4 protein-coding genes are annotated in these 26,114 nt (G+C 53.5%); all 4 read left to right on the top strand.

Annotated features, from left to right (window positions below):
• Positions 1 to 107 precede the first annotated feature (107 nt).
• The 4 genes from MHB43_RS28355 (at position 108) to MHB43_RS28340 (ending at position 26,028) form a co-directional block, all read left to right on the top strand.
• Positions 108 to 3,416: an amino acid adenylation domain-containing protein gene (locus tag MHB43_RS28355; protein WP_339179665.1), complete on the top strand. Its 3,309-nt coding sequence runs from the start codon at positions 108 to 110 to the stop codon at positions 3,414 to 3,416.
• Positions 3,406 to 5,232, top strand: a complete 1,827-nt coding sequence (locus MHB43_RS28350; protein WP_339179663.1) for an ABC transporter ATP-binding protein — start codon at positions 3,406 to 3,408, stop codon at positions 5,230 to 5,232. The genes MHB43_RS28355 and MHB43_RS28350 overlap by 11 nt, the downstream gene beginning before the upstream one ends.
• Entirely contained in the window at positions 5,229 to 6,962 is a 1,734-nt protein-coding gene (locus tag MHB43_RS28345) for an ABC transporter ATP-binding protein (protein ID WP_339179661.1), read from the top strand. The genes MHB43_RS28350 and MHB43_RS28345 overlap by 4 nt, the downstream gene beginning before the upstream one ends.
• Before the next feature lie 85 nt (positions 6,963 to 7,047).
• Positions 7,048 to 26,028: a non-ribosomal peptide synthase/polyketide synthase gene (locus MHB43_RS28340; protein WP_339179658.1), complete on the top strand. Its 18,981-nt coding sequence runs from the start codon at positions 7,048 to 7,050 to the stop codon at positions 26,026 to 26,028.
• Positions 26,029 to 26,114 lie beyond the last annotated feature (86 nt).

The following is a 26,114-nucleotide window of genomic DNA, read 5'->3' as shown; positions in this document are numbered from 1 at the left end:
ACAACTTGCAACTCCGTAAATCAAGCCCGTAAACGCGCAGGCCGAAAGCAGGTTTTTTCGGATCTGCGCCGGGGCATGCGGTCACTTCATTTTTAGGGGAGGTACGAATGAAATCATTATTTGAAAAGGAAGAACGGTACTGGAGCAGCAAGTTTGACGACGATGACAGTCTGAGCTTCCTTCCCTACAGTCAATCCTCCAAATTATCTGCGGGCGGCGAAGCTGCGGCAGAGCCGGTTTTGCTTCACCGTACCCTGCCGAGTGAGCTCTCGGAGAGAATTATTCGCCTCGCTAATGGTTCGGATCTGGCTTTGTACATGATTGTTTTGGCAGGAGTAAAAAGTTTGCTGTTCAAATATACCGGGCAGGATCAAGTACTGGTCGGCATGCCTTCTTATAGCGGGGACCCAGACGTGACTCAGCCGCCGCATGACATCCTGGTGATCAAAACGTCCGTAAGCAGCCAGACTACACTGATAACGCTGCTCGGGGGCATCAAAACCTCCATCGGCGAGGCGCTGGAGCATCAGCATCTGCCTTTTCGGAAAATGGTGGAGCCGCTCCATCTGGACTATACAGGGGAGGGTTTTCCGGTCGTCAACACCGTTGCATCCTTCGTCCCGATTCATCCTGAACCGCTGGGTAACCGAGTGGCGGCAGATACGGTTTTTCGATTCGACCACCAAAACGACTCTATTCAGCTGGAAATAAGCTTTGACCGGAATCGATACGAACGCGCATTTGTGGAACAGGCGGCCGACCACCTTGTTGGGCTCCTGTCTGTGCTTGTATTTCAGCCGGATCTGGAGCTTGGACAAGCCGATGTGCTTTCCCCGGACGAGAGGGAGACATTGCTGAAACGATTTAATGACACCGAAACCGGGTTCGAGCGGGGGAAAACGATTCACGGTTTGTTTGAAGAACAGGCGGAGTTATACCCGGACAACGTGGCCGTTGTCATGAACGAACGGCAGCTGACCTACCGCGAGCTGAACGAGCGATCCAACCGGCTTGCGCGCAAGCTGAGGAACACGGGAGTTGAAGCGGACCAGCTGGTAGCGATTCTGGCCGAACGCTCGCTCGATATGGTTGTCGGCATACTGGCGATTCTCAAAGCGGGTGGAGCCTACGTGCCTGTCGATCCCGACTATCCAGAGGAGCGCATCCGCTTCATGATCGAGGATTCGGGTGCACCGTTATTGCTGATTCAAAAGCATCTGCATGAGAAGACCGACTTCGCAGGAATACGCCTTGAAATAGATGATTTCGTTTGGAGCGACAGCGGGGCGGACTTGGAGGGTGCGCTGGATGCTTCGAATCTGGAGCCAATTTCCGGGCCGGGGAACCTGGCATATGTCATCTACACGTCGGGAACGACCGGCAGACCCAAAGGCACGTTGATTGAGCATAAAAACGTTGTGCGCCTCCTGTTCAACGACAAGAACTTGTTCGATTTCGGGCGGTTCGACACGTGGACGCTGTTCCACTCGTTCTGCTTCGATTTCTCCGTCTGGGAAATGTACGGAGCGCTGCTGTATGGAGGCAAGCTGGTCATCGTACCGCCGCTCACGGCGAAAAATCCGGCCGATTTCCTGGCGCTGCTGGGCCGCGAACAGGTCACGATTTTGAACCAGACGCCAACGTACTTCTATCAGCTGCTGCGTAAGCTCTTGGCGGATCATCCGTACGATTTGCGGATTCGCAACGTCATTTTCGGCGGCGAAGCGCTCAGTCCGCTTTTGCTCAAGGGCTTCAAGACGAAGTACCCGGAGACAAAGCTGATCAATATGTACGGCATTACCGAAACGACGGTTCACGTGACGTATAAGGAAATTACGTGGGTCGAAATGGAGGCGGCGAAGAGCAATATTGGCAAGCCAATCCCAACACTGAGGGTGTATGTCCTGGATGAAAACCGCCGCCCAGTGCCGATCGGCGTTGCGGGCGAAATGTATGTGGCCGGGGAAGGGCTCGCGAGAGGATACCTGAACCGTCCGGATCTGACGGCGGAGAAGTTCGTTGATTCCCCGTTTGCGGAGGGGGAGAAACTGTACCGTTCGGGTGACTTGGCGACCTGGCTACCGGACGGCAACATTGAATACCTCGGCCGAATCGACCACCAGGTCAAAGTCCGCGGGTACCGGATCGAGCTGGACGAAATTGAGACGCAGCTTCTGAACGTCCGGGGCGTGGAAGAAGCGGTGGTACTCGCCCGGGACGACGCGAACGGCCATAAGCAACTTGTTGCTTATTACGTCGCGGAAACAAAGCTGGCGGCGAATGAACTCAAGGAGCAGCTCGCCAAGCAACTTCCGGGGTATATGATTCCTGCGAATCTTGTGCAGCTTTCGCAGATGCCGCTGACCGCGAACGGAAAAATCGACCGCAAAGCGCTGCCAGTGCCGGAGGAAGCTGCGGCCAGAGGAGCGGAATATGTTGCGCCGAGAACGCTGCTCGAGATGAAGATCGCCCGTGTCTGGCAGGATACACTTGGCATTCCTCAGGTCGGCGTAAAGGATAACTTTTTTGAGCTGGGCGGCAATTCGTTAAGTCTGATGAGGCTCGTTCAAGCCGTTTACGATGAAACGGGCATCGAGATACCGCTTAATCGCCAATTCCATAGTGTAACCGTTGAAGCCATGGCTTTTGGAGAGGAGGATCTGGGTCTGGATAAAGGGGGAGACTCCTTCATTAAGCTGAATAAAACAGGGGATCTGAACGTGTTCTGCTTCCCTCCAGGCAGCGGCTTCGGCATCGGTTACCGAGAGCTGGCAAGTAGGCTAGATGGCCGGTTCGTGCTTTACGGCATTGATTTTATCGACGATGTCATCGATTACGAGGCCATGCTGAACCGTTATGTGGATGAGATTATTCGCATCCAGCCGGAAGGACCTTACGTGCTGCTCGGTTACTGCTTCGGAGGCAACCTGACGTTCGAGGTAGCCAAAACGATGGAAAGAAGAGGGTATGTCGTAACGGACGTGCTCATGGTGGACTCGTGGATTAAGGACACACTCACGCCTTATGAAACGTCTGAGAAAGAGCTTGAAGAAATGCTTGCGGATTTCGACGAAGAAGAGAAGGAATTAATGAGCAATCCGCTCGTGCGGGAGCGTGTTCATCGGAAGATCAAAGCCACCTTGACGTACGAAGCGCAGCTTATTAATTCAGGCACGATAACTGCCCGGATTTACGAACTGATTGCGAAGGACAGCGAAGCATTCCGCCTGAAGCACCAGTTGCCGTCCTGGCAGAGGGCAACGATGCAAGCTTACGCCGATTACCGGCTGGAGGGTGCACACGAGGAATTACTGGAACTCGCGCGCGTGGACGAAACGGCCGTTGTCATCTGTGACATCTTAGTGCAGATCCAGCGGCAGATCGAAACAGAGGTCGGGGTTCTGCATGGGAGCTGATCGGCAGACGTCTGTTCAAGAACAACGCATAGCGGAGCCTTCCAAGCGCCGAACCGCTTATGATACCTGGAAAGCGTTCCGCTGGCTGATGTCCTATGTGAGCCCTCACAAAGGCTGGATGATCGTCGGTATCTTGTCTGCAATAGCCGCCGCGGTTATTGAGATATGGACGGGAAGTTTGGTCGAGCAGCTGACCACACAGGCCGAGAATGGGGGGGGACCCATCGTTCTGCAGATCGTGTACACGGTCTTTGCGGTCATCTTGATCGGTGTGCCGGCGAAGTTTTTCATGAGCTTCGGTGTGGAGCGAAGCAGTGCCTCTGCGGTGCAAGATATCCGCAACCATGTCATGCGTCATATCGGCAAACTCCCGGTCCCCTATTTGGAAAAACAGCACTCCGGCGACGTGTTGTCGCGGATCAACAACGATCTGCAGCTCATCCAGCAATTTATGATTCGGGACCTCGCCCAGTGGTTTTATCATCCGCTATTATTTATCGGCTGTTTCGCTTATTTGATGTATCTCCAATGGGAGCTGATGCTGTACAGCCTGCTGTTATTTCCCGTAGCACTGCTGGTTTCCCAATGGATCGGCAAGCAGTTGGAACAGTTGACGGAGGAAGCCCAAGCGAACATGGGCCGAATGAACGTCAACCTCCAGGATACGCTTGGAGGGATACCTATTGTAAAAAGCTATCTGCTATCGGGTATGTTATCTCGATCCTACCAAGTGCTGCTGCAATTGACGGCTCAAAAAAAGCTGGCCGTGAAAAAGCGGGAAGCCTGGGTCAACCCGCTGCTTTCTACGCTGATGATCAGCCCGATCATTTTCGCCGTCAGTTACGGAAGCTATTTGATCTACAACGGGCAGCTAGGCGCGGGAGAACTGATCGCCTTCCTGTACTTGCTTAATCTGTGTCTGGAGCCGCTGGAGCATATTCCTGAGCTCATCACGCGCACGTTCGAAATGAGCGGTGCTCTGAGAAGGGTCTCCGAAATCGTCGAGCAACCGACTGAAACGGAAAATGGCCGTTTGCTTCCAAAAGCGAGCGCCGCCCCCATCCAGTTTCAGAACGTAACCTTCGGGTATGAAGAGAATTCCCTGATTCTGCGGAATATTAACTTCTCGGTGCCGGAAGGCAAGACGATTGCACTTGTTGGAGCGAGCGGCGGAGGGAAGAGTACGGTGTTTAAGCTGGTATGCGGCTTTTATCCGCTTCCGGAGGATCAGGGCGAGATCCGTGTGTTCGGAAGCCTGATCCGCGGCGCTGATCCAGAGCAGCTTCGGTCTCATTTTTCCGTGGTAACCCAAGATTCATATTTGTTTAGCGGTACGATCGCCGAAAATATCGGCTATGGGCGGGAAGAAGCGTCGATGGACGACATTATCGAAGCTGCCAAAGCCGCTCAGGCTCATTCTTTCATTATGGAGCTTGAGGGCGGCTACCAGACGTATATCGGAGAGCGCGGCGGCTTTTTGTCCGGTGGGCAACGCCAGCGCATTGCAATGGCCCGGGCTTTTCTGAAAGATGCTCCCGTTCTGCTGCTGGATGAGCCCACATCGGCTCTTGATCCGGAGTCGGAAAGCGCGGTTCAGGAAGCGCTGGACGTATTAATGAAGCAGAGAACGACCATGGTTATTGCCCACCGGCTTTCTACGGTGCAAAACGCCGATGAAATCTGGGTTATGGAAGAAGGAAATATTGTCGAAAAAGGCACTCATGAACAATTGCTCGAGAGGAAGGGACTGTACGCCCAGTCGTACTACCAGGAATTTACCGAGTCTGCCGAACGCAGGGAGGTGTCGTACACATGAAAAAGGGCGGAAGGCTCTCGCAAGTAAAAGAACTCGGCTACTTGCTGACGTTTATGAACCGCAAGCGCAAAATCCAGTACGCGATTGGCCTTGCTGTAACGGCGCTCACCCAGACATTGTTTCTAATCGCCTTCAGCTTGGTCGTACATAACTTGGTTGATTTCGCCGTGTCCCGAGATACGTCCCTGATGGTGGAAGCTTTTATTATTTTGGGCGCGGCCCTGTTCCTGGAAAATATAATTTCTCCCTGGTTCATTTACTTATACCAGCGCAGTGTAGAGCTGACCGTGCTGAATATCCGCAAACGTCTTTATGACAAGCTGTGCCGGGTGCGGCCGAAATTCCTGGAGCAGACGCACCATGGGGACTTGCTGTCGAGGGTGAACAACGACGTAACGACCGTTGAATTTACATTCTCGCAGGTTTACTTCGTTCTGCTGCTTCAAGTTGTCTTCTGCATCGGCTCCATTGTCTCCATGGTGGTGATCGATTGGCGGTTTGCTGGCGTATCCTTCGTCATTCTGCTGCTGTCCTCTCTGGTCAGCCTGAAATTTGCACGGGATATCCGCGTTTTGTCCGAACAAGGCTTGCAAACGCTCGGTAAAATGACCGAAAAATTCAAAGATTTTATGGGCGGCATTCAAATTGTGAAGCTGTTCCGCATCCGCACGATTTACGGCCAGTACGAGGCGTTGAACGAACAAATGACGCAAACGCTTCGGCAAACGGCGAAGAAGAACGGTATGCAGGCTGCGGTAAACCATTTTATCAGTTACGTCACGTTTTGCGGCATCATCGTCATCGGCAGTCTTCTTTATGCCTACGGATTGATGGGAATGGGAAGTGTCGCCGCTCTGGCTGTTTTGCAAGTGAATCTGACGCACGCCTTGTTGAACTTGGGGATGGTTCTGTCGATGACCCAGAATTCGCTCGCGGGCGCTCACCGGATTCAAGAGGTACTAAGTGAGGAAGAGGAACCGGAGCGTCTGGGATCTTCTCACAGCGAGCTTGTATCGGAGGCTGCGGTGGAGTTTCGCGATGTGGAATTTTCCTATCAGGCGGATAAAAAGGTACTTGTCGACATGTCCATGCAGGTGTTTCCTGGTCAGGTCGCTGCGATCGTGGGAGCCAGCGGCAGCGGCAAAAGTACGTTGATCAAGCTGTTGCTCGGCTTTTATCCTGTGGACAGCGGAGATATCCTGCTCCAAGGCAAACCGTTTGGCCATTACACACTGGACGAAATCCGCAGGCAGATTGCATACGTTCCGCAGGAGCCGTTTTTGTTTACCGGCACGATTGAGGAAAACATCCGCTATGGAAACCCGGATGCAACGGATGAAGAAGTGGTTGAAGCGGCCAAAGCGGCATACGCTCACCATTTCATTCAGGAACTTCCTGAACAGTATAAAACGTCGGTGGGGGAGAGAGGAGCATCGTTGTCAGGCGGACAAAGACAGCGAATTGCGATCGCCCGGGCGATTCTCAAAAACGCCCCGATTCTGCTGCTGGACGAAGCGACTTCTGCATTGGATAACGAATCCCAGCATTGGGTACAGCAAGCTCTGAACGTATTGATGAAGGGGCGCACCACCATTCTGATTGCGCATCGTCTCAGCACGGTGGAACATGCGGATTTGATTACGGTCATGAACCAAGGAACGGTCGTCGAACGGGGCCGCCATCAGGACCTGCTGGCGCTCGGAGGGTATTACGCGCGGCTGTACGGCTAGACCCGTTTTACGGCGGGCGGCTTCCTGCTGATATCTAAATACAAAGCCTATCTACAAACAATCTCTAATACGGGAGTGTGTCGATGTGAGAGAGAATACGAACAAGCAATATGGATTAACGCAAGCCCAGCGCCGGATATGGTTCATGGAAATTATGAATCCGGGCACATCCATCACGATGCTTTCCGCGACCTACCAAATTACGGGCGAGATCGACACCAAGCTGCTGGAGCAAGCGGCCGCAGAGATTGTCAAAACCTATGACGCTTTCCGAATCCGTATTAACGGGGATTTGCAAAATCCAACGCAGTGGTTCGAAGAGCCGGAGAATGTCCAAGCCCAGATAAGCCACCTTGAAATAGGTACAACCGAACAATTCTATGCCTGGGTGAAAGAAGTAACCGAAAAACCGGCCAGTGTGTTCGACGAACACCTCTATCAATTTACGATGATCCATTTTGCGAACGGCCAAGTATGGCTTAATTTGACTGTAAATCATATCATTGCCGATGGCTTGTCCGTCACTGCTTTGCTGCATGCGGTGATGGAAAAATACCTGGAACTGCGCAAAGGCATCCTCAGCAGTTACCAAGCTCCTTCCTATCTGGATTATATTTCAACTGAGCACGAATATGAGCAATCGCAGCGTTATCAAAAAGGCAAGGAATATTGGCTGACCAAGTACAATACTTTGCCTGAAACGAGCGGCATTAAATCGGCTCCGCCATTCTCGATTGGCAGCGAATCGAATAAACGTTCCATCACGTTGGATGGTTCCCGGTATGACCGCATTTTGGCTTTTAGCGAACAATATCAGGTCAGTTTATATACGTTATTTTTGTCCGCCATGTACGCCTTATTGTATAAGCTGACCGACAGCACCGATGTGCCGGTCGGCACGGTATTTGCCAATCGCACCAGCAAGAAGGAAAAAGAAACGATCGGTATGTTCGTCAGCACCGTGGCTACGCGGATTAGTCTGAATCCAGATGGGTCCGTGCTCTCCTTGATCCAAACGGTTTCCAAGGAAAATACGGCGGATCTGCGGCATCAGAAATATCCTTATAACCAATTGATCCAGGATTTACGTGAACAACACGGTCGCAACGATCTTTCGGAGTTGTTCCGCACGTCTCTGGAATATCTGCCTTTGAAAATCGTGGAGTACGAAGAAATCAAGGTACGTCTGGAGGCTCACTTTGCCAGGCACGAGATGGACGATCTACTGCTTCGCTTTGACCATATGCTGAATGAAGGCCATGTCATTCTCCATGCTTCCTATCGTACGGGCCTGTTCGAGACGGCCGAAATTGATCGCATTATGGAACAGTATGTAACTGTTTTGGACCAGTTTCTTGAGACTCCCGAACTGCGGGTACGCGAGATTTCTCTACTGAGCGATGAGGAGAGACACCGTATTCTGGACGTGTTTAACCCGCCGGTGGCAGCACTGAGCGAGGGAATAGCGTTTCATCGGTATGTTGAAAAGTTTGCCCGAGACATTCCGGATCACCCGGCAGTTGTTTACATGGACAAAAAGTTGACCTACGGCGAATTGAACGAACGCGCCGAGCGGCTAGCTTCGCTCCTTCGTGAACAGGGCGTGGGAAGGGAGACAATTACGGGGATCTGGGCGGAGCGCTCGGTGGAACTGCTGGTCGGTGTGCTCGCCGTATGGAAAGCCGGCGGAGCTTATGTACCGCTGGACCCCGATTATCCGGCGGAGCGGATTGAGTTCATGCTCAGCGATAGCGAAGCATCGGTGCTGCTTACGCAGCGTCATCTGTTGGAGGGGGCCGGAGGTTGGTTGGACGATGACCGGCTGAAGCTTCAAGCTGTCTATGCCATGGATGATGAACAGATGTATAACGGGGATACCTCAGCAGTGGAATATGAATCTGCTGACATTGCCCCGCAAGACTTGGCTTATGTGATTTACACCTCGGGTACGACGGGACGCCCAAAAGGCGTCATGATCGAGCATGGTAGTCTCATGAATACGGCAGATGCGTACCGCCGCGAGTACCGGTTGGATCAGTTCCCGGTGCGGTTGCTGCAACTGGCAAGCTTTTCGTTTGACGTGTTCGTTGGAGACATCGCGCGGACGCTGTATAACGGAGGAACAATGGTAATTGTGCCAAAGGATGACCGGATTGATCCGAACCGTTTATACGGCTGGATTCGGGAGCAAAACATTACGGTATTTGAATCGACACCTGCGCTCATCCTGCCGTTCATGCAGCATATTTATGAAGAAGGGCTGGACGTCAGCTCCATGCAGTTGCTGATTACCAGCTCGGATGCTTGCAGTGTCACCGATTATCGATTGCTGCAGGAAAGATTCGGCGGACAATTCCGCATCATCAACAGCTACGGCGTTACCGAAGCGGCCATTGACAGCAGCTTTTACGATGAGCCGCTGGACAAGCTGCCATCGTTGGGTCATGTGCCGATTGGCAAAGCCTGGTTGAACGCCCGGTTTTACATTGTCGATGCCGGGTTAAAGCCGGTTCCTGTAGGGATTCCGGGTGAACTTGTCATCGGCGGCGCCGGGGTGGCGCGCGGGTATTGGAACCGTCCGGACCTAACCACCGAGAAGTTTGCAGACAGCCCGTTTGTGCCTGGCGAACGTCTGTATCGGACAGGAGATTTGGCCCGCTGGCTGGAAGACGGTAACGTTGACTTCATCGGCCGAATCGACTATCAAGTGAAAATTCGCGGGTTCCGGATCGAACTCGGCGAAATTGAATCGGCCCTGCTCAGTTTCCCGGGTGTCAAGCAGGCTGTGGTGACTGACCGTACGGATGAGCAGGGGCAAAAGTATTTGTGCGGTTACGTGGCGGGGGATGCTTCCGTGCAGCTGAGCGATCTGTTGTCCCAATTGAAACAAGAGCTACCTGCGCATATGGTTCCGGCACGGCTGGTGTCTCTTGATCAGCTTCCGCTCACACCGAATGGAAAAGTTGACCGTAAAGCGTTGCCTGAACCGACCGAAGAGGTAGAAGTGGGCCGTGAGTATGTGGCTCCTCGTACAACGCTGGAAACAAGACTTGCACTTATTTGGCAGCAGGTGCTGGGTATTGCGCGAGTTGGAGTCCATGACGATTTCTTTGACCTTGGTGGTCATTCCTTGCGAGCCTCCGCGCTTGTTTCCAAGATTCGAAAAGAGCTGCAAGTCGAGGTTCCGCTGCGGGACGTTTTCCGCTACACCACGATCGAACAACTTGCTCAAAGAATTAGCGGTTTAAAGCAGCAGGAGACGTATGAGATTACAAAGGCGGCAGAGGCCGAGTACTATCCGGTTTCATCCGAGCAAAAGCGTCTGTACGTCCTGCGCCAGCTTGACGCGGCCGAGCGTAGCTACAATATGTCGGCGGCGCTTCTTCTCGAAGGCAAGCTGGACCGCACGCGCGTAGAGTACGCGTTCCGGGCGCTGATTCAGCGCCATGAGACGCTGCGTACCGGGATCGAGCAGGTTCAAGGCGAGCTTGTGCAGCGCATCTATGACGAGGTGGAGTTTGCTGTAGATTATTTCCAGGTGAGCGAGCAAGAAGTGGACCAATTGGTGGAAGCATACTATCACCCGTTTGATCTGACCAAGCCGCCACTTCTGCGCATCGGCCTGATCGAAGTCGGCGAGGATCGCCACATTCTGCTGTTCGATATGCACCATATCGTCTCGGATGGCATCTCGACAGCGCTGCTTTTCGACGAGTTCAGCCGCCTGTATCGGGGTGAGGAGCTGGCTCCGTTGCGTATTCAATACAAAGATTATGCCGTTTGGCAGCATTCCGAAGCCTACGGGCAGTTGATCCAGCCACAGAAGGAGTACTGGCTGGAACAGCTGTCGGGCGAGCTGCCTGTATTGGAACTGCCGACGGACTTTCCGCGGCCTGCGGTGCAAAGTTTTGACGGCCGGACCGTGAAGTTTGATATTGGGAAAGAACGGACGGAGAAGCTGAAAGAACTGGCCGCACGGACGGGCACAACCCTGTACATGGTGCTGTTGTCTGCTTACTCGATCCTTATGCATAAATATTCGGGTCAGGAAGATCTGATCGTGGGAACGCCGATTGCCGGAAGAACGCAGGAAGAAGTACAGCCAATCGTAGGTATGTTTATCAACACGCTTGCCATTCGCAGCCATCCGGAGCGTTCCAAGCCGTACCTTAAGTATCTGGAAGAAATGAAGGAAATCACACTCGGGGCTTTTGAACACCAAAACTATTTGTTCGAAGATTTGGTGGAAAGTCTTCACATTCCACGCGCGACCGGCCGGAATCCGCTCTTTGATACGTTCTTTTCCCTGCAAAATACGGAGAATGAGCAAATTGTCATCGAGGGGCTGGAGCAATCGTTTTATCCGTTGGAAAACCGAACGTCCAAGTTCGAGTTGCTTCTGGACATTTCGGAGCTGGATGGTCAGCTCGAATGCCGGTTGGAGTACGCTACGGCTTTGTATAAACAGGAGACCGCAGAGCGGTTTGCCAGACATTACGACAAGCTACTCGAAACTATCGCAACAGCGCCGGAAGGGGATATCGCTTCGCTGGAAATGCTAACGGAGCAGGAAATCCGTGAACTGGTGCGCGGTTTTAATGATTCGGAGGCAGACTACCCGCGTCAGCAGACGATTTATGGCTTGTTCGAAGAGCAGGCGAAGCTTTATCCGGATAACGTGGCCGCCGTCATGAATGAGCGGCAGTTGACCTACCACGAATTGAATGAGCGGTCCAACCGGCTTGCGCGCAAGCTGCGGGAGACGGGAGTCGAAGCGGACCAGCTGGTAGCGATTCTGGCCGAACGTTCGCTTGATATGGTCGTCGGCATTCTGGCGATTCTCAAAGCGGGCGGAGCCTACGTACCTGTTGATCCCGACTACCCGGAGGAACGCATCCGCTTCATGATTGAGGACTCGGGCGCACCGTTATTGCTGATTCAAAAGCATTTGCATGAGAAGACCGACTTCGCAGGAACGCGCCTTGAATTGGACGATTTCGTTTGGGGCGACAAAGGGGCGGACTCCGCTGGTGCGCTGGACGCTTCGAATCTGGAGCCAATTTCTGGCCCGGGTAACTTGGCTTATGTCATCTACACATCGGGAACGACCGGCAAACCCAAAGGCACGTTGATTGAGCATAAAAACGTCGTGCGCCTTTTGTTCAACGACAAGAACCTGTTCGACTTTGGGCCGTCCGACACGTGGACGTTGTTCCACTCGTTCTGCTTCGATTTCTCCGTCTGGGAAATGTACGGAGCGTTGCTGTACGGAGGCAAGCTGGTTATCGTACCGCCGCTTACGGCGAAAAATCCGGCTGAGTTCCTGGCACTGTTGAGCCGCGAACAGGTCACGATTTTGAACCAGACGCCAACATATTTCTACCAACTGCTGCGTGAGGTTTTAGCGGACCATCCGTACGATCTGCAGATTCGTAACGTCATCTTCGGCGGCGAAGCGCTCAGCCCGCTGTTGCTCAAGGGTTTTAAGACGAAGTACCCGGAGACAAAGCTGATCAATATGTACGGTATTACCGAAACGACGGTTCACGTGACGTATAAGGAAATCACATGGATGGAGATGGAGGCGGCGAAAAGTAATATCGGCAAGCCGATCCCAACGCTGAGCGTGTACGTTCTGGATGAAAATCGTCGTCCTGTTCCGATTGGCGTAGCAGGCGAAATGTACGTAGCCGGGGAAGGATTGGCAAGAGGATACCTGAATCGCCCGGATTTGACGGCGGAAAAGTTCATTGATTCTCCGTTTGCAGATGGGGAGAAACTGTACCGTTCGGGAGACTTGGCAGCTTGGCTGCCGGACGGCAACATTGAATATCTGGGTCGGATCGACCATCAGGTCAAAATCCGCGGGTACCGGATCGAGCTGGACGAAATTGAGACGCAGCTTCTGAACGTGGAGGGCGTGGAAGAAGCGGTGGTGCTCGCCCGTCAGGACAGCGGGGGCGAGAAGGCGCTTGTTGCCTACTTTGTGGCGGACCGGACGCTGACGGTTAGCGAAATGAGAACCTCGCTGGCCCAGGGAATGCCGGGATACATGATCCCGTCGTACTTCGTGCAGCTGGAACGCATGCCGCTGACGTCCAACGGCAAAGTGGACCGCAAAGCACTGCCGGAGCCGCAAGGCGGCTTGCAAACGGGCGTTGAATACGTAGCGCCGCGTAACCTTACGGAGTCCCAGCTTGTGAAGATCTGGGAGGAAGTGCTGGGTTACTCCGGAATTGGGGTCCTGGACAATTTCTTCGAGCTCGGAGGGCATTCCTTGCGGGCGACAAACCTTGTCAGCAAGATTCGGAAGGAAATGAACGTTGAACTTCCGCTGCGCGATGTGTTCCGCTATATGACGATAGAATCGATGGCTGGGGCTATTGCCAGCTTGGATGAATCAGAGCATAGCTTGATTCCAAAAGCGGAAGAGAGAGCGTACTATCCGGTTTCCTCTGCACAAAAAAGGCTGTATGTCCTGCACCAGCTGGATAGCTTGGAGCTGAATTATAACCTCCCAAGTGCCTTGCAATTGGAAGGGGATTTGAACGAGGCCAAAGTAGAAGATGTGCTGGCTACTTTGATGGCCCGGCACGATATGTTGCGCACCGGTTTTGAAATCATGAATGGGGAGCCGGTTCAGCGTATTCACCCGCTCGTCGCTTTCAAGGTCGAGAAGATTCAAGCAAGCGAAGATCAGGTTGCAGGCATTCTTGAAGGCTTCATCCAGCCTTTTGACTTGACCCAGCCGCCTTTACTGCGCGCCCTGCTGATCGAATTGGAGAAAGAAAAATTCCTGCTCGCGCTGGATATGCATCACATTGCTTCCGACGGCCTTTCCATGGATGTGCTGCTGCGCGAATTCGTGCGCCTGTACAATGGTGAAGAATTGCCGGAGCTGCGGATTCAATACAAGGATTACGCCGTTTGGCAGCAATCCGAGGAACAGCGTCAACGCATCAAACGACAGGAGGAATACTGGCACGGGGTGTTCAGCTCCGAGCTTCCGGTTCTTGAGCTGCCTCTTGACTACTCCCGTCCAGCCGTTCAGCAGTTTGACGGTCAAACGCTCACGTTTACGCTTGATGCGGAGAAAGGCGAAGCTCTCAAACAGCTTGCCAGCGATTCGGGGGCAACGTTGTACATGCTTCTGCTGGCTGCGTACTCCGTATTGCTTCATAAATACGCGGGACAGGAAGATATAGTAGTTGGTACTCCGATTGCCGCTCGTTCTCACGCCGACGTGCAGCCGATTATCGGTATGTTTGTCAATACGCTGGCCCTTCGCTTGGGTCCGACGGCAGAGCGGACGTTCATGGATTACTTGCAGGAAGTGAAGGAAAGGACGCTTGGAGCCTACGAGCACCAGGACTATCCGTTTGAGGAGCTGGTAGAAGCTCTTCAGGTGAGCCGGGATTTAAGCCGAAATCCGCTGTTTGACACCATGTTTTCATTGCAAAAGCACGAAAGCCTGGATTTAACTCTTGATGGCTTGCAATGGTCACTGTTTGACATCGAGGAAAAGACGGCAAAGTTTGATCTTAGCTTGGATATCGTGGAAGAGGGTAACGAGTTGGTTTGCAAGATCGAGTACGCTACCTCGTTGTTTAGACAGGAAACAATGGTACGGCTGGCGGGTCATTACGAGCAGCTTTTGGCGTCGATCCTGGCTCAACCGGGTGCGCGGATTTCGGATTTGGATATATTGACGGACAGCGAAAAGGATAATTTAATGGTCGGGTTTGACGTGTCTTCTTCGGCTCTTGCAAAGCAATCCGTTACAGAGGGTACAGGTTTGGAAGCGGATGAGTCGTGGAGAGAGAGAACGTTCCACGAGCTGTTCGAGGAGCAGGCGGAACGCACTCCGGGAGCGCTGGCGGTTGTATATGAAGACAGCAAGCTGACATATGCGGAGCTGAACGCCAAAGCGAATCGTCTGGCGTATGTACTGCGGGCACGCGGGGTGAAGCCGGAACAGGTGGTCGGCATTCTGGCCGGCCGTTCGGCCGAGCTGTTGATCGGGGTACTCGCCGTATGGAAAGCTGGCGGCGCTTATGTACCGCTTGACCCCGATTATCCAGCGGAGCGGATCGAATATATGCTCGCGGACAGCGGGGCATCGGTGTTGCTTACGCAGGCCTGCCTGTTGGAGCAGGCGGAAGCTTGGCGCAGCGACGGAGCTTTAACGCTGCAAACGGTGCTTGCACTTGATGACGCCTCGGCGTACATCCTCGGAGCGGCGGAAACGGCTGTAGGCGTACAAGCTTTGGGAGAAGCGGACGCAGCGACGGAGGCTTTGGCGCAAGTAGCAAAGGCTGCTGCCGAAACATCTGCCACGGCAGAAGCTGAGCAGAGCACACAAGCGGCGGATCTCGCATCCAATCCGGCCAATGTGAACAAGTCGGGCGATCTGGCTTACGTCATCTACACCTCCGGTACAACGGGCCGTCCGAAGGGCGTGGCAGTGGAACACCGCAGCTTGGTGAACACGGCTGCGGGCTACCGGCGGGACTACCGTCTGGATCAGTTCCCGATCCGGCTGCTGCAACTGGCCAGTTTCTCGTTTGATGTGTTCGTCGGTGACATTGCACGGACGCTGTACAACGGTGGAACTATGGTCATCGTGCCGAAGGAAGACCGGATTGATCCAACCCGCCTCTATGGCTGGATTCGCGACTACGCCGTGACGGTGTTCGAATCAACTCCTGCGCTGGTCGTGCCGTTCATGGAGCATGTGTATGCCGAGGGTCTGGACCTCAGCTCGATGCAGCTGCTGATCACAAGCTCGGACGCTTGCAGCGTAGCGGATTACCGCACCTTGCAGGAGCGCTTTGGTTCGCAGTTCCGTATTATTAACAGCTACGGCGTAACAGAAGCGGCGATTGACTCCAGCTTCTATGATGAGCCGCTGGAGAAGCTGCCGAAGACTGGCAGCGTGCCAATCGGCAAAGCGTGGCTTAACGCCAGATTCTACATCGTGGATGCAAATCTGAAGCCGGTGCCGATCGGAGTGCAAGGCGAGCTGGTTATCGGCGGAGCAGGTGTGGCTCGCGGTTACTTGAACCGCCCGGATTTAACGGCGGAGAAATTCGTAGATAGCCCGTTCATCGCTGGGGAGCGGTTGTACCGGACGGGTGATCTGGCACGCTGGATGCCTGATGGCAACGTAGATTTCATCGGCCGAATCGACAATCAGGTGAAAATTCGCGGTTATCGGATCGAGCTTGGTGAGATTGAAGCGGCCATGAAAAATGTTGCCGAGGTACGTCAAGCGCTTGTCATCGACCGGACGGACGAGCGGGGGCAGAAATATTTGTGCGGGTATGTCGTAGTGGATTCCAGCTTCGATCTGGAAGGGCTTGTGGCCCATCTGGACGCCGTACTGCCTTCTCATATGGTGCCTTCACGAATCATGCGTCTGGATCAACTACCGCTTACACCGAACGGCAAGATCGATCGTAAAGCGTTGCCTGTGCCGGAAGGAAGCATTCGTGCCGAGGCTGCATACACGGCGCCGCGTACTCCTGCCGAGAAAGCACTCGCGTTGGTCTGGCAGTCAGTGTTAGGCGTGGATCAGGTTGGCACCATGGATAATTTCTTTGCGCTTGGTGGAGATTCAATTAAAGCTTTACAGGTATCTTCTCGTCTTTTGCAAACGGGGTACAAGCTGGTCATGAAAGATTTGTTCCATTACCCGACGATCTCCGCCCTTAGTTTGCGGTTGCAAACAGCGGAGAGAACGGCAAGTCAGGCCGAAGTGACGGGAGAGGTTATCCTGACCCCGATTCAGCGCTGGTTCTTTGAACAAAATCCGGCCGATGTGCATCACAGTAATCAGGCGTTCATGCAGTTCTCCAAGCAAGGCTTTGATGAAAAAGCTTTACGTCAAGCAGTGCGTCAGCTTATCGTGCATCACGATGCTCTTCGTACGGTTTATCGTCAAACCGAGAATGGTTATAACGCTTGGAATCGTGGCGCTGGGGAGAATGAAGTGCTGTTCGATCTGGAAGTTGTCGATTTCAAGGCAGTCCGTGACGTGAAAGAAGCGGTAGAGGTTAAGGCAAATGACATTCAAGCAAGCATCGATCTGGAAAACGGTCCGCTGGTGAAGCTTGGTTTGTTCCGCTGTGATGATGGCGACCATCTGCTCATCGCGATCCATCACTTGGTTGTAGACGGCGTATCCTGGCGGATTCTGCTTGAGGATTTTGCTGCCGCCTATGAGCAGGCGCTGCAAGGGCAGCTGATCCGTCTGCCGCTCAAAACGGATTCATTCCAAACGTGGGCGAAACAGCTCGCTGATTATGCGAACGGGTCCGCGATGGAAAGCGAGAGAGCGTATTGGCAGTGTATCGAGCAATTGGCCTATGAGCCGCTTCCAAAAGATTATGAACAAGGCAGATCCAAGCTGAAGGACAGCGGGCTCGTAACCGTTCGATGGACAGTGGACGAAACCGAACAATTACTTAAGCAGGCTCACCGTGCTTACCATACGGAAATGAACGATTTGCTGCTTGCCGCGCTGGGCCTCTCAGTACAAGCTTGGAGCGGTCAGGAACGCGTGCTGGTGAATCTCGAAGGCCACGGCCGGGAAGAACTTTTGCCAGATGTGGACATTACGCGCACGGTAGGCTGGTTTACAAGCCAATTCCCTGTTGTTCTGGAGCCAGGTAACGTTCAGGCACTCGGTCATCAGGTGAAACAGGTGAAAGAAAACTTGCGTTGCATTCCGAACAAAGGGATCGGCTATGGCATCCTGCGTTATTTGTCGGCGCCGCGTGCCGGAGAGAGCTTCGTTTTGGAGCCGGAGATCAGTTTTAACTATCTGGGCCAGTTCGACCAGGATTACGAAAGCAGTGGCTCGCAGCCGTCTCGGTTCAGTCCGGGCTCCGATTCAAGCCAAAATGCTGTGATGGATTATGTCCTCGATATCAACGGTATGGTGTCGGAAGGCGTGTTGGAACTCACGATCCGTTATGGGGAAACCCAGTATCAACGGGAGACGGTTGAGCGCTTGGGCTCCCTGCTTCAATCGAGTTTGCGTGAGGTCATCAGCCATTGCGTATCGAAAGAGCGGCCGGAGCTTACGCCTAGTGATGTACTGCTTCAAGATGTGACGGTGGAGGAACTGGAGCAGCTGTCCGAACATACGGCGGCACTCGGCGAACTGGAGAATGTATACACCCTGACTCCACTGCAAAAAGGGATGTTGTTCCACAGCCTGCTGGATGCCGATTCGGAAGCTTACTTTGAACAGGTGACCTTCGATCTGTATGGAAGCCTGAATGTGGAAGCCTTCACCCGGGGATTGGATACGCTGGTACAGCGAAATGAGGCGCTGCGGACCAACTTTATTACCGGCTGGAGAGACGAGCCGATTCAAGTGGTATTCCGCGAGCGGAAATGTGAAGTGTACTTTGATGATCTTCGCTCGGCAAGAGATGAACACCTGGAGAAAACGATAGCCGATTTTGTCAGCACGGATAAAGCGAACAAGTTTGATTTGGCTCAAGACTCTCTTATGCGTGTGACCGTTTTGCGCACAGGCGACGAGGCCTACCATGTGATCTGGAGTCATCATCACATTTTGATGGATGGCTGGTGTATGTCCTTCATGATCAAGGAAGTGTTCGACACTTACTTTGCCTTTCAGGAGAAGCGAGCGCTAGAGCTTCCTCCGGTTACCTCATACTCCCGGTATATCGAATGGCTGGAAGCTCAAGATGTAGCAAAAGCTTCGGGTTACTGGTCGGAGTATTTGGCGGGTTACGATCAGCAGACCAGGCTGCCGCAGGAGAGAACGCAGCTGAAACAGCATGCTTTTGAAATGGCTGAAATCGATGTGGAACTCAGCAAGGGACTGACTGAGCAAATTGAGCGTGTGGCGCGCCAGCAACAGGTGACACTCAACACGATTATGCAGACTGTATGGGGACTGGTCTTACAGATATACAACAACAGCGAGGATGTTGTGTTCGGCTCCGTTGTATCCGGGCGTCCGGCGGAGATTCCGGGCATCGAAAGCATGATTGGCCTGTTTATTAATACGATTCCGGTCCGTATTCAAGGTAAAGCCGAGGAGACGGTAGCCGATATTTTGAGAAAAACCCAGGATCAAGCGCTGGCATCGGGAGCTTACGAAACGTTCCCGCTGTTCGAAATTCAGTCGCTGAGCGAGCAAAAGCGTGACTTGATCAACCATATTATGGTCTTTGAAAATTATCCGATGGAAGAACAGATTGAGCAAGTTGTCGGCGGAGGCCAAGATGCGCTGAAAATCGCTAATATCCAATCGCCGGAACAAACGAACTATGATCTGGACATTACCGTCATTCCGGAAGAACATATTTTGCTGCGGTTTACGTACAATGCACTGACGTTCAGAGAGCAAGACATCAGGCAGATCCACGGTCATTTTGCCCGTGCATTGGAGCAGGTTACGGCTAACCCGAATGTTCGTGTAAATGAGTTAGAGCTTCTGACGGCGGCGGAAAAAGAAGAAATTGTCGGCGTGTTTAATCCGGTGCAGCAGGAAGTGGCTCCTGTAGCCGCCTTCCATCGCCTGTTCGAGCAACAGGCGGAACGCACACCGGAAGAGGAAGCCGTTGTCTACGAGAACGATCGGCTGACGTATGCGGAGTTGAATGAGCGGGCGAACCGCCTGTCAGCAACGCTGCGTGCAAGCGGCATCGGTCGGGAGACAATCGTTGGCATTCTCGCCGAGCGTTCGGTGGACCTGCTGGTGGCTGTGCTGGCCATCTGGAAAGCGGGAGGGGCTTATGTACCGCTTGACCCGGATTATCCGGCGGACCGTGTGCGGTTCATGCTGGAAGACAGCGGAGCGAAGGTGCTGCTGACGCAAACGCCGCTGCGAGAGCGTGCCGAAGCCTGGCTTGGCGAAGAGGAGCTGGTACTGGCGAAGGTGCTGTACCTCGACGACGAAACGTCATACAGCGAAGTTCGGGCAAATGCCCCGATGGGCACTGGTACGGTTTCCGGTATAGACCCCGGCAAGCTAACGGGGGCTGTGAACGGTGGTGACGAGAGTCATCCAAATGTTGTGGGCATGGACAGCTTCCATGAAGCTCGTCCGGAGGATTTAGCGTATGTCATCTACACGTCCGGAACGACGGGCAAGCCCAAGGGTGTGATGATCGAGCACCGCAGCCTGGTGAACACGGCAGCAGGCTACCGACGGGAATACCGGTTGGATCAGTTCCCGGTGCGACTGCTGCAACTCGCAAGCTTCTCGTTTGACGTGTTCGTGGGCGACATTGCGCGAACGCTGTACAACGGAGGGACCATGGTCATTGTACCGAAGGACGATCGGATTGATCCGTCTCGTCTGCACTACTGGATAGAGCGGGAGCAAGTGACGACTTTTGAATCGACGCCCGCGCTGATCGTGCCGTTTATGGAGTACGTGCATGAGCAGGGGTTGGAGTTAAGTGGTATGGAGCTGTTGATCACTAGCTCGGACAGCTGCAGTGTGGCAGATTACCGGACCTTACAGGAACGGTTTGGCTCGTCGTTCCGCATTATTAACGCCTACGGTGTGACGGAAGCGGCAATTGACTCCAGTTTCTATGACGAGGAGTTGTCGAGACTTCCTCAGACAGGGCATGTGCCGATTGGCAAAGCGTGGTTGAATGCGAAGTTCTACATCGTGGATGCACATCTGAATCCTGTTCCAGTCGGGGTGCTGGGCGAATTGGTTATCGGCGGAGTCGGTGTGGCGCGCGGTTACTTGAACCGTCCAGAGCTGACGGAAGAGAAGTTCGTAGACAGTCCTTTCACCGCTGGTGAGCGGTTGTATCGCACGGGAGATTTGGCGCGGTGGATGGAGGATGGCAACGTGGACTTCATCGGCCGGATCGACAATCAGGCTAAAATCCGGGGGTACCGGATCGAGACGGGCGAAGTCGAAGCAGAGCTGCTGAGTGTAGGTGGCGTGAAGGAAGCGGTCGTTGTTGTCAGGGAAGATCAAGAGGGGCAGAAAGCGTTGTGCGCTTATTATACAGTGGAAGAAGGCTTGACGGCGGCAGATTTGAAACGGGCGATCTCCAGTGAGCTACCGGGATACATGATTCCGTCGTATTTCGTCGAATTGAAGCAATTGCCTCTAACGCCGAATGGGAAAATTGACCGGAAGGCGCTGCCAGCGCCGGAAGGGGGAGGCCGCGAATACGTGGCGCCGCGCACCGAAATGGAGGCGAAGCTGGCCGCCATTTGGCAGGAGGTACTTGTTCGGGATAAGGCGGTAGGCGTAATGGACAACTTCTTCGACCTCGGAGGACACTCCCTGCGGGCGACAACACTTGTCAGCAAAATGCATAAGGAGCTGGGCGCCCAATTCCCGCTTCGCGACGTATTCCGCTACTCGACAGTTGAGGAAATGGCTGTGGCTATGGAGCGTTTGGAGATCGGCTCGTTTATGGCTATTCCGGCTGCGGAACCTAGCGAGTACTATCCACTCTCTTCTGCTCAGAAACGTCTCTATATCTTGAACCAGCTGGAAGGAGGCGAGCTGAGCTACAACATACCGGGAGCTATGCTGCTCGAAGGGCAGCTCGACCGGCACCGGTTTGAAGAAGCGTTCCGCGGGCTCGTAGCTCGTCATGAAACGCTGCGTACCGGCTTTGAGATGGTTGAAGGCGAAGCGGTTCAGCGGATTTACGAAGAAGTCGCCTTCCAGGTGGAATATGTGCAGATCAGCGGGGAGCAGGCGGAAGAAACGGTGCGCCAATTCGTTCGTGCGTTTGATCTGGCGAAGCCGCCAATTCTGCGGGTGGGCATTGCCGAGCTGGCGCCAGACCGGCATATACTGATGTTCGATACACATCATATCGTATCGGACGGCGTTTCAATGGACGTACTGATCGAAGAGTTCGTGCACTTGTACAGCGGGGAGCCGCTCAAGCCACTCCGCATTCAGTACAAAGATTATGCAGTATGGCAGCAATCGGACGAGCAGAAAACGCAACTTGCCAAGCAGGAAGCCTACTGGATTGACATGTTCAGCGGAGAACTGCCAGTTCTGGAAATGCCAACGGACTATCCGCGCCCGGCTATGCAGAGCTACGAGGGCCGTACGCTGCAATTGTTTATGAATATTGAGAAAAGCGAAGGTCTGAAACGGCTTGCAGCTGAAAACGGCGCAACGCTTTACATGGTTCTGCTTGCGGCGTATAACGTGCTTCTGCATAAATATTCAGGTCAGGAAGACGTGGTGGTTGGTACGCCGATTGCGGGCAGAAATCACAGCGACGTTCAACCGCTGATCGGGATGTTCGTTAATACATTGGCCATCCGCAGTTACCCGGCTGCTGGTAAGACGTTCCTTGACTACTTGAAGGAAATCAAGGAGACAACGCTGGGGGCTTTTGAACATCAGAATTATCCGTTTGAGGAACTGGTGGATAAGGTAAACGTGACTCGTGATTTAAGCCGTAATCCGCTGTTTGATACGATGTTTGCTTTGCAGAATACAGAAAATGTGGAAATCCAGCTTCCGGGACTGCATTTGTCGACGTATGCCAGCGAAGAAATTGTGTCCAAATTCGATCTCAGCTTGGACGTTACGGAGATTGAGGACGGCTTGGAATATCTGTTTGAATACGCCACGGCTCTATATAAAACCGAAACGGTGGAGAAGTTGGCTGCCCACTACTTGCAGTTGCTTGAATCCATTCTCTGCAACCCGTCAGCGACGATTTCCGAGTTGGATATTTTGACGGCGGCGGAAAAAGAAGAACTTGTACGCGCGTTTAACCCGGCGCAGCCGGAAGTGGCTCCTGTGGCAGCGTTCCATCGACTGTTCGAGGAACAGGCGGAACACACGCCGGAAGCGGTAGCCGTCGTCTACGAGAACGATCGGCTTACATATGCGGAGCTGAACGAGCGGGCGAATCGCTTGGCGACTACGCTGCGTGGAAGCGGCATTGGTCGGGAGACCATCGTTGGCATTCTCGCCGAGCGTTCGGTGGACCTGCTGGTGGCTGTGATGGCCGTCTGGAAAGCGGGAGGGGCGTATATACCGCTTGACCCGGATTATCCGGCGGACCGTGTGCGGTTCATGCTGGAAGACAGCGGAGCGAAGGTGCTGCTGGCGCAAACGCCGCTGCGAGAGCGTGCCGAATCCTGGCTCAGCGAAGAGGAACTGGCACTGGCGACGGTGCTGTATCTCGACGATGAAGCGTCGTACAGCGAAGACCGAGCGAATGTACCAATGGACTTCGGCCAAGGCTCCAGGAATGCTCCGAATCCTGTCTCCAGCAAGCTGACGGGTGCTGTGAACGGTGGTGGCGAGAGTCATCCAAATGATGTTGATATTGTCGGTATAGACAGCTTCCATGAAGCTTGCCCGGAGGATTTGGCGTATGTGATCTACACGTCGGGAACGACGGGTAAGCCAAAGGGTGTAATGATCGAGCACCGCAGCCTGGTGAACACGGCAGCAGGCTACCGACGGGAATACCGGTTGGATCAGTTCCCGGTGCGTCTGTTGCAGCTCGCAAGCTTCTCGTTTGACGTGTTCGTGGGTGACATTGCGCGGACACTGTACAACGGCGGTACCATGGTCATTGTACCGAAGGACGACCGGATCGATCCGTCTCGTCTGCATTACTGGATAGAGCGGGAGCAAGTGTCAATCTTTGAATCAACACCAGCACTGATCGTGCCGTTTATGGAGTACGTGCATGAGCAGGGGTTGGAGTTGAGCGGTATGGAGCTGTTGATCACTAGCTCGGACAGCTGCAGTGTGGCAGATTACCGTACCTTGCAGGAACGGTTCGGCCCGTCATTCCGCATTATTAACGCCTACGGTGTGACGGAAGCGGCAATTGACTCCAGTTTCTATGACGAGCAGTTGGAGAAACTGCCGCAGACAGGCCATGTGCCGATTGGCAAAGCGTGGTTGAATGCGAAATTTTACATCGTGGATGCACATCTGAATCCTGTTCCAGTCGGGGTGCTGGGCGAATTGGTTATCGGCGGCGTTGGGGTAGCACGTGGGTACTTGAACCGTCCAGAGCTGACGAAGGAGAAGTTTGTAGACAGTCCTTTCACTGCGGGTGAGCGGTTGTATCGCACGGGAGATTTGGCGCGATGGATGGAGGACGGCAACGTGGACTTCATCGGCCGGATCGACAATCAGGCGAAAATCCGGGGGTACCGGATCGAGACGGGTGAGATCGAGTCACAGCTGTTGCGGGTGGTAGGTATACGCGAAGCGGTGGTGCTGGTTCGAAGTGATGAGAATGGGCAAAAGGCGCTGTGCGCCTACTACACAATGGATATCGAACTGACGGCGGCCGACCTGAAACGAGCAATCTCCAGCGAGCTGCCGGGTTACATGATCCCGTCGTACTTCGTGGAGCTGGAGCATTTACCTCTGACACCAAACGGGAAAATCGACCGGAAAGCTCTGCCAGCACCGGAAGAGGGAGTAAGTGCAGGGCGCGAATACGTGGCGCCGCGCACCGATCTGGAGGCGAAACTGGTCTCCATCTGGCAGGACGTGCTCGGGTCAGTTACGATTGGTGTGACGGACAACTTCTTCGACCTCGGTGGTCACTCGCTGCGGGCGACAACGCTGGTCAGCAAGGTGCACAAAGAGCTGCACGTGGACCTGCCGCTGCGCGATGTATTCCGGTACTCGACTATTGAAGCGATGGCTGAAGTGATTAGCCGATTGGAGCAGCAGGAATTCCTCTCCATTCCGGTTCTGGATAAAAGGGAGTATTATCCTCTTTCCTCCGTGCAAAAACGGCTGTACATCCAGCAGCAGATGGAAGGCGCCGAGCTTAGCTACAATATGTCCGGCATGACGGTTCTTGTCGGGCGCTTGGAGCGGAATCAATTCGAGGCGGCGCTCCAAGGATTAATCGCTCGTCATGAAGTTTTGCGAACTGGCTTCGAAATGGTTGACGGCGAACCGGTACAACGGGTTTATTCGGACTTGGAGTTTGCCATCGAGTATACAAAAGCGACGGAAAGTGAAACGAAAAGCATTGCGGATGCCTTTGTACGTGTCTTTGATTTGGAGCGGCCGCCGCTGCTGCGTGTGGGCTTAGTTGAATGGGAAGCGGAGCGTCATCTGCTTATGCTGGACATCCATCATATCGTCACGGATGGCATGTCGATGGGTATCTTCATCGAAGAACTGCTGCGCCTGTATAACGGTGAAACGCTGAAACCGCTTCGGATTCAATACAAGGAATTCGCCGCTTGGCAGCAGTCCGAACCTGTAAAAGAACGGCTGAAACACCAGGAAGCCTACTGGCTGGACATGCTGGAAGGTGAACTGCCAACGCTTGAGTTGCCTACGGACTTTGTCAGACCTGCCGCTCGCAGCTTTGAGGGAGATGTGCTGCCTTTCAGTATCGACAAGCAGATGACCGACAGCTTGCAGCGCATTGCCGATGAGAATGGTGCTACCCTATATATGCTGTTATCGGCGGCCTATTCCATCCTGCTCAGCAAGTACTCGGGACAAGAAGATTTCATTGTAGGCACACCGGTTTCGGGCCGCACACATGCCGACCTGGAGCCGCTCATCGGAATGTTTGTCAACACGTTGGCGATTCGCCATTATCCATCCGGGGAGAAGACGTTCCTCGCTTACTTGAACGAAGTCAAAGAAACGATGCTGGGGGCCTACGACCACCAGGATTATCCGTTTGAAAAACTTGTGAAAAAGCTGCAGGTACCGCGCGATCAAAGTCGCAATCCTGTATTTGATGTCATGTTTACACTGGAAACGAAGGAAGATAACGTTCAAAGCTTCGGGGATATCCAGATCGAATCTTATCCGGAAACGCATGCGGTTTCCCAATTTGACCTTACCTTGGTCATTTCGCTCTTGGATGAGGGAATGAACGGGCAGTTTGAATATGCGACCAAGTTGTTTACGCGCAATCTGATCGACAATTTCGCTCAGGACCTGCTCGTGATCATCAACCAAATTGCCGAACAGCCTTCGGTAATGTTAAAGGATATTTCCCTGAATGGCCAAACTGAACAGGAGCAAGATGAGCTAGAGGTTATTGATATTATTTTCTAATCCCTTACCCGGCTTGGGTGAAAATGGATCATTTAAGCACGTTATATGCGACATTCGGTATATTGAGGAAGTGGTAGTTTTCTTTT

The sequence above is a fragment of the Paenibacillus sp. FSL H8-0317 genome, assembly GCF_045040685.1.
GTDB lineage: Bacteria > Bacillota > Bacilli > Paenibacillales > Paenibacillaceae > Paenibacillus.
This window is presented reverse-complemented; position numbering and strand designations above follow the sequence as displayed.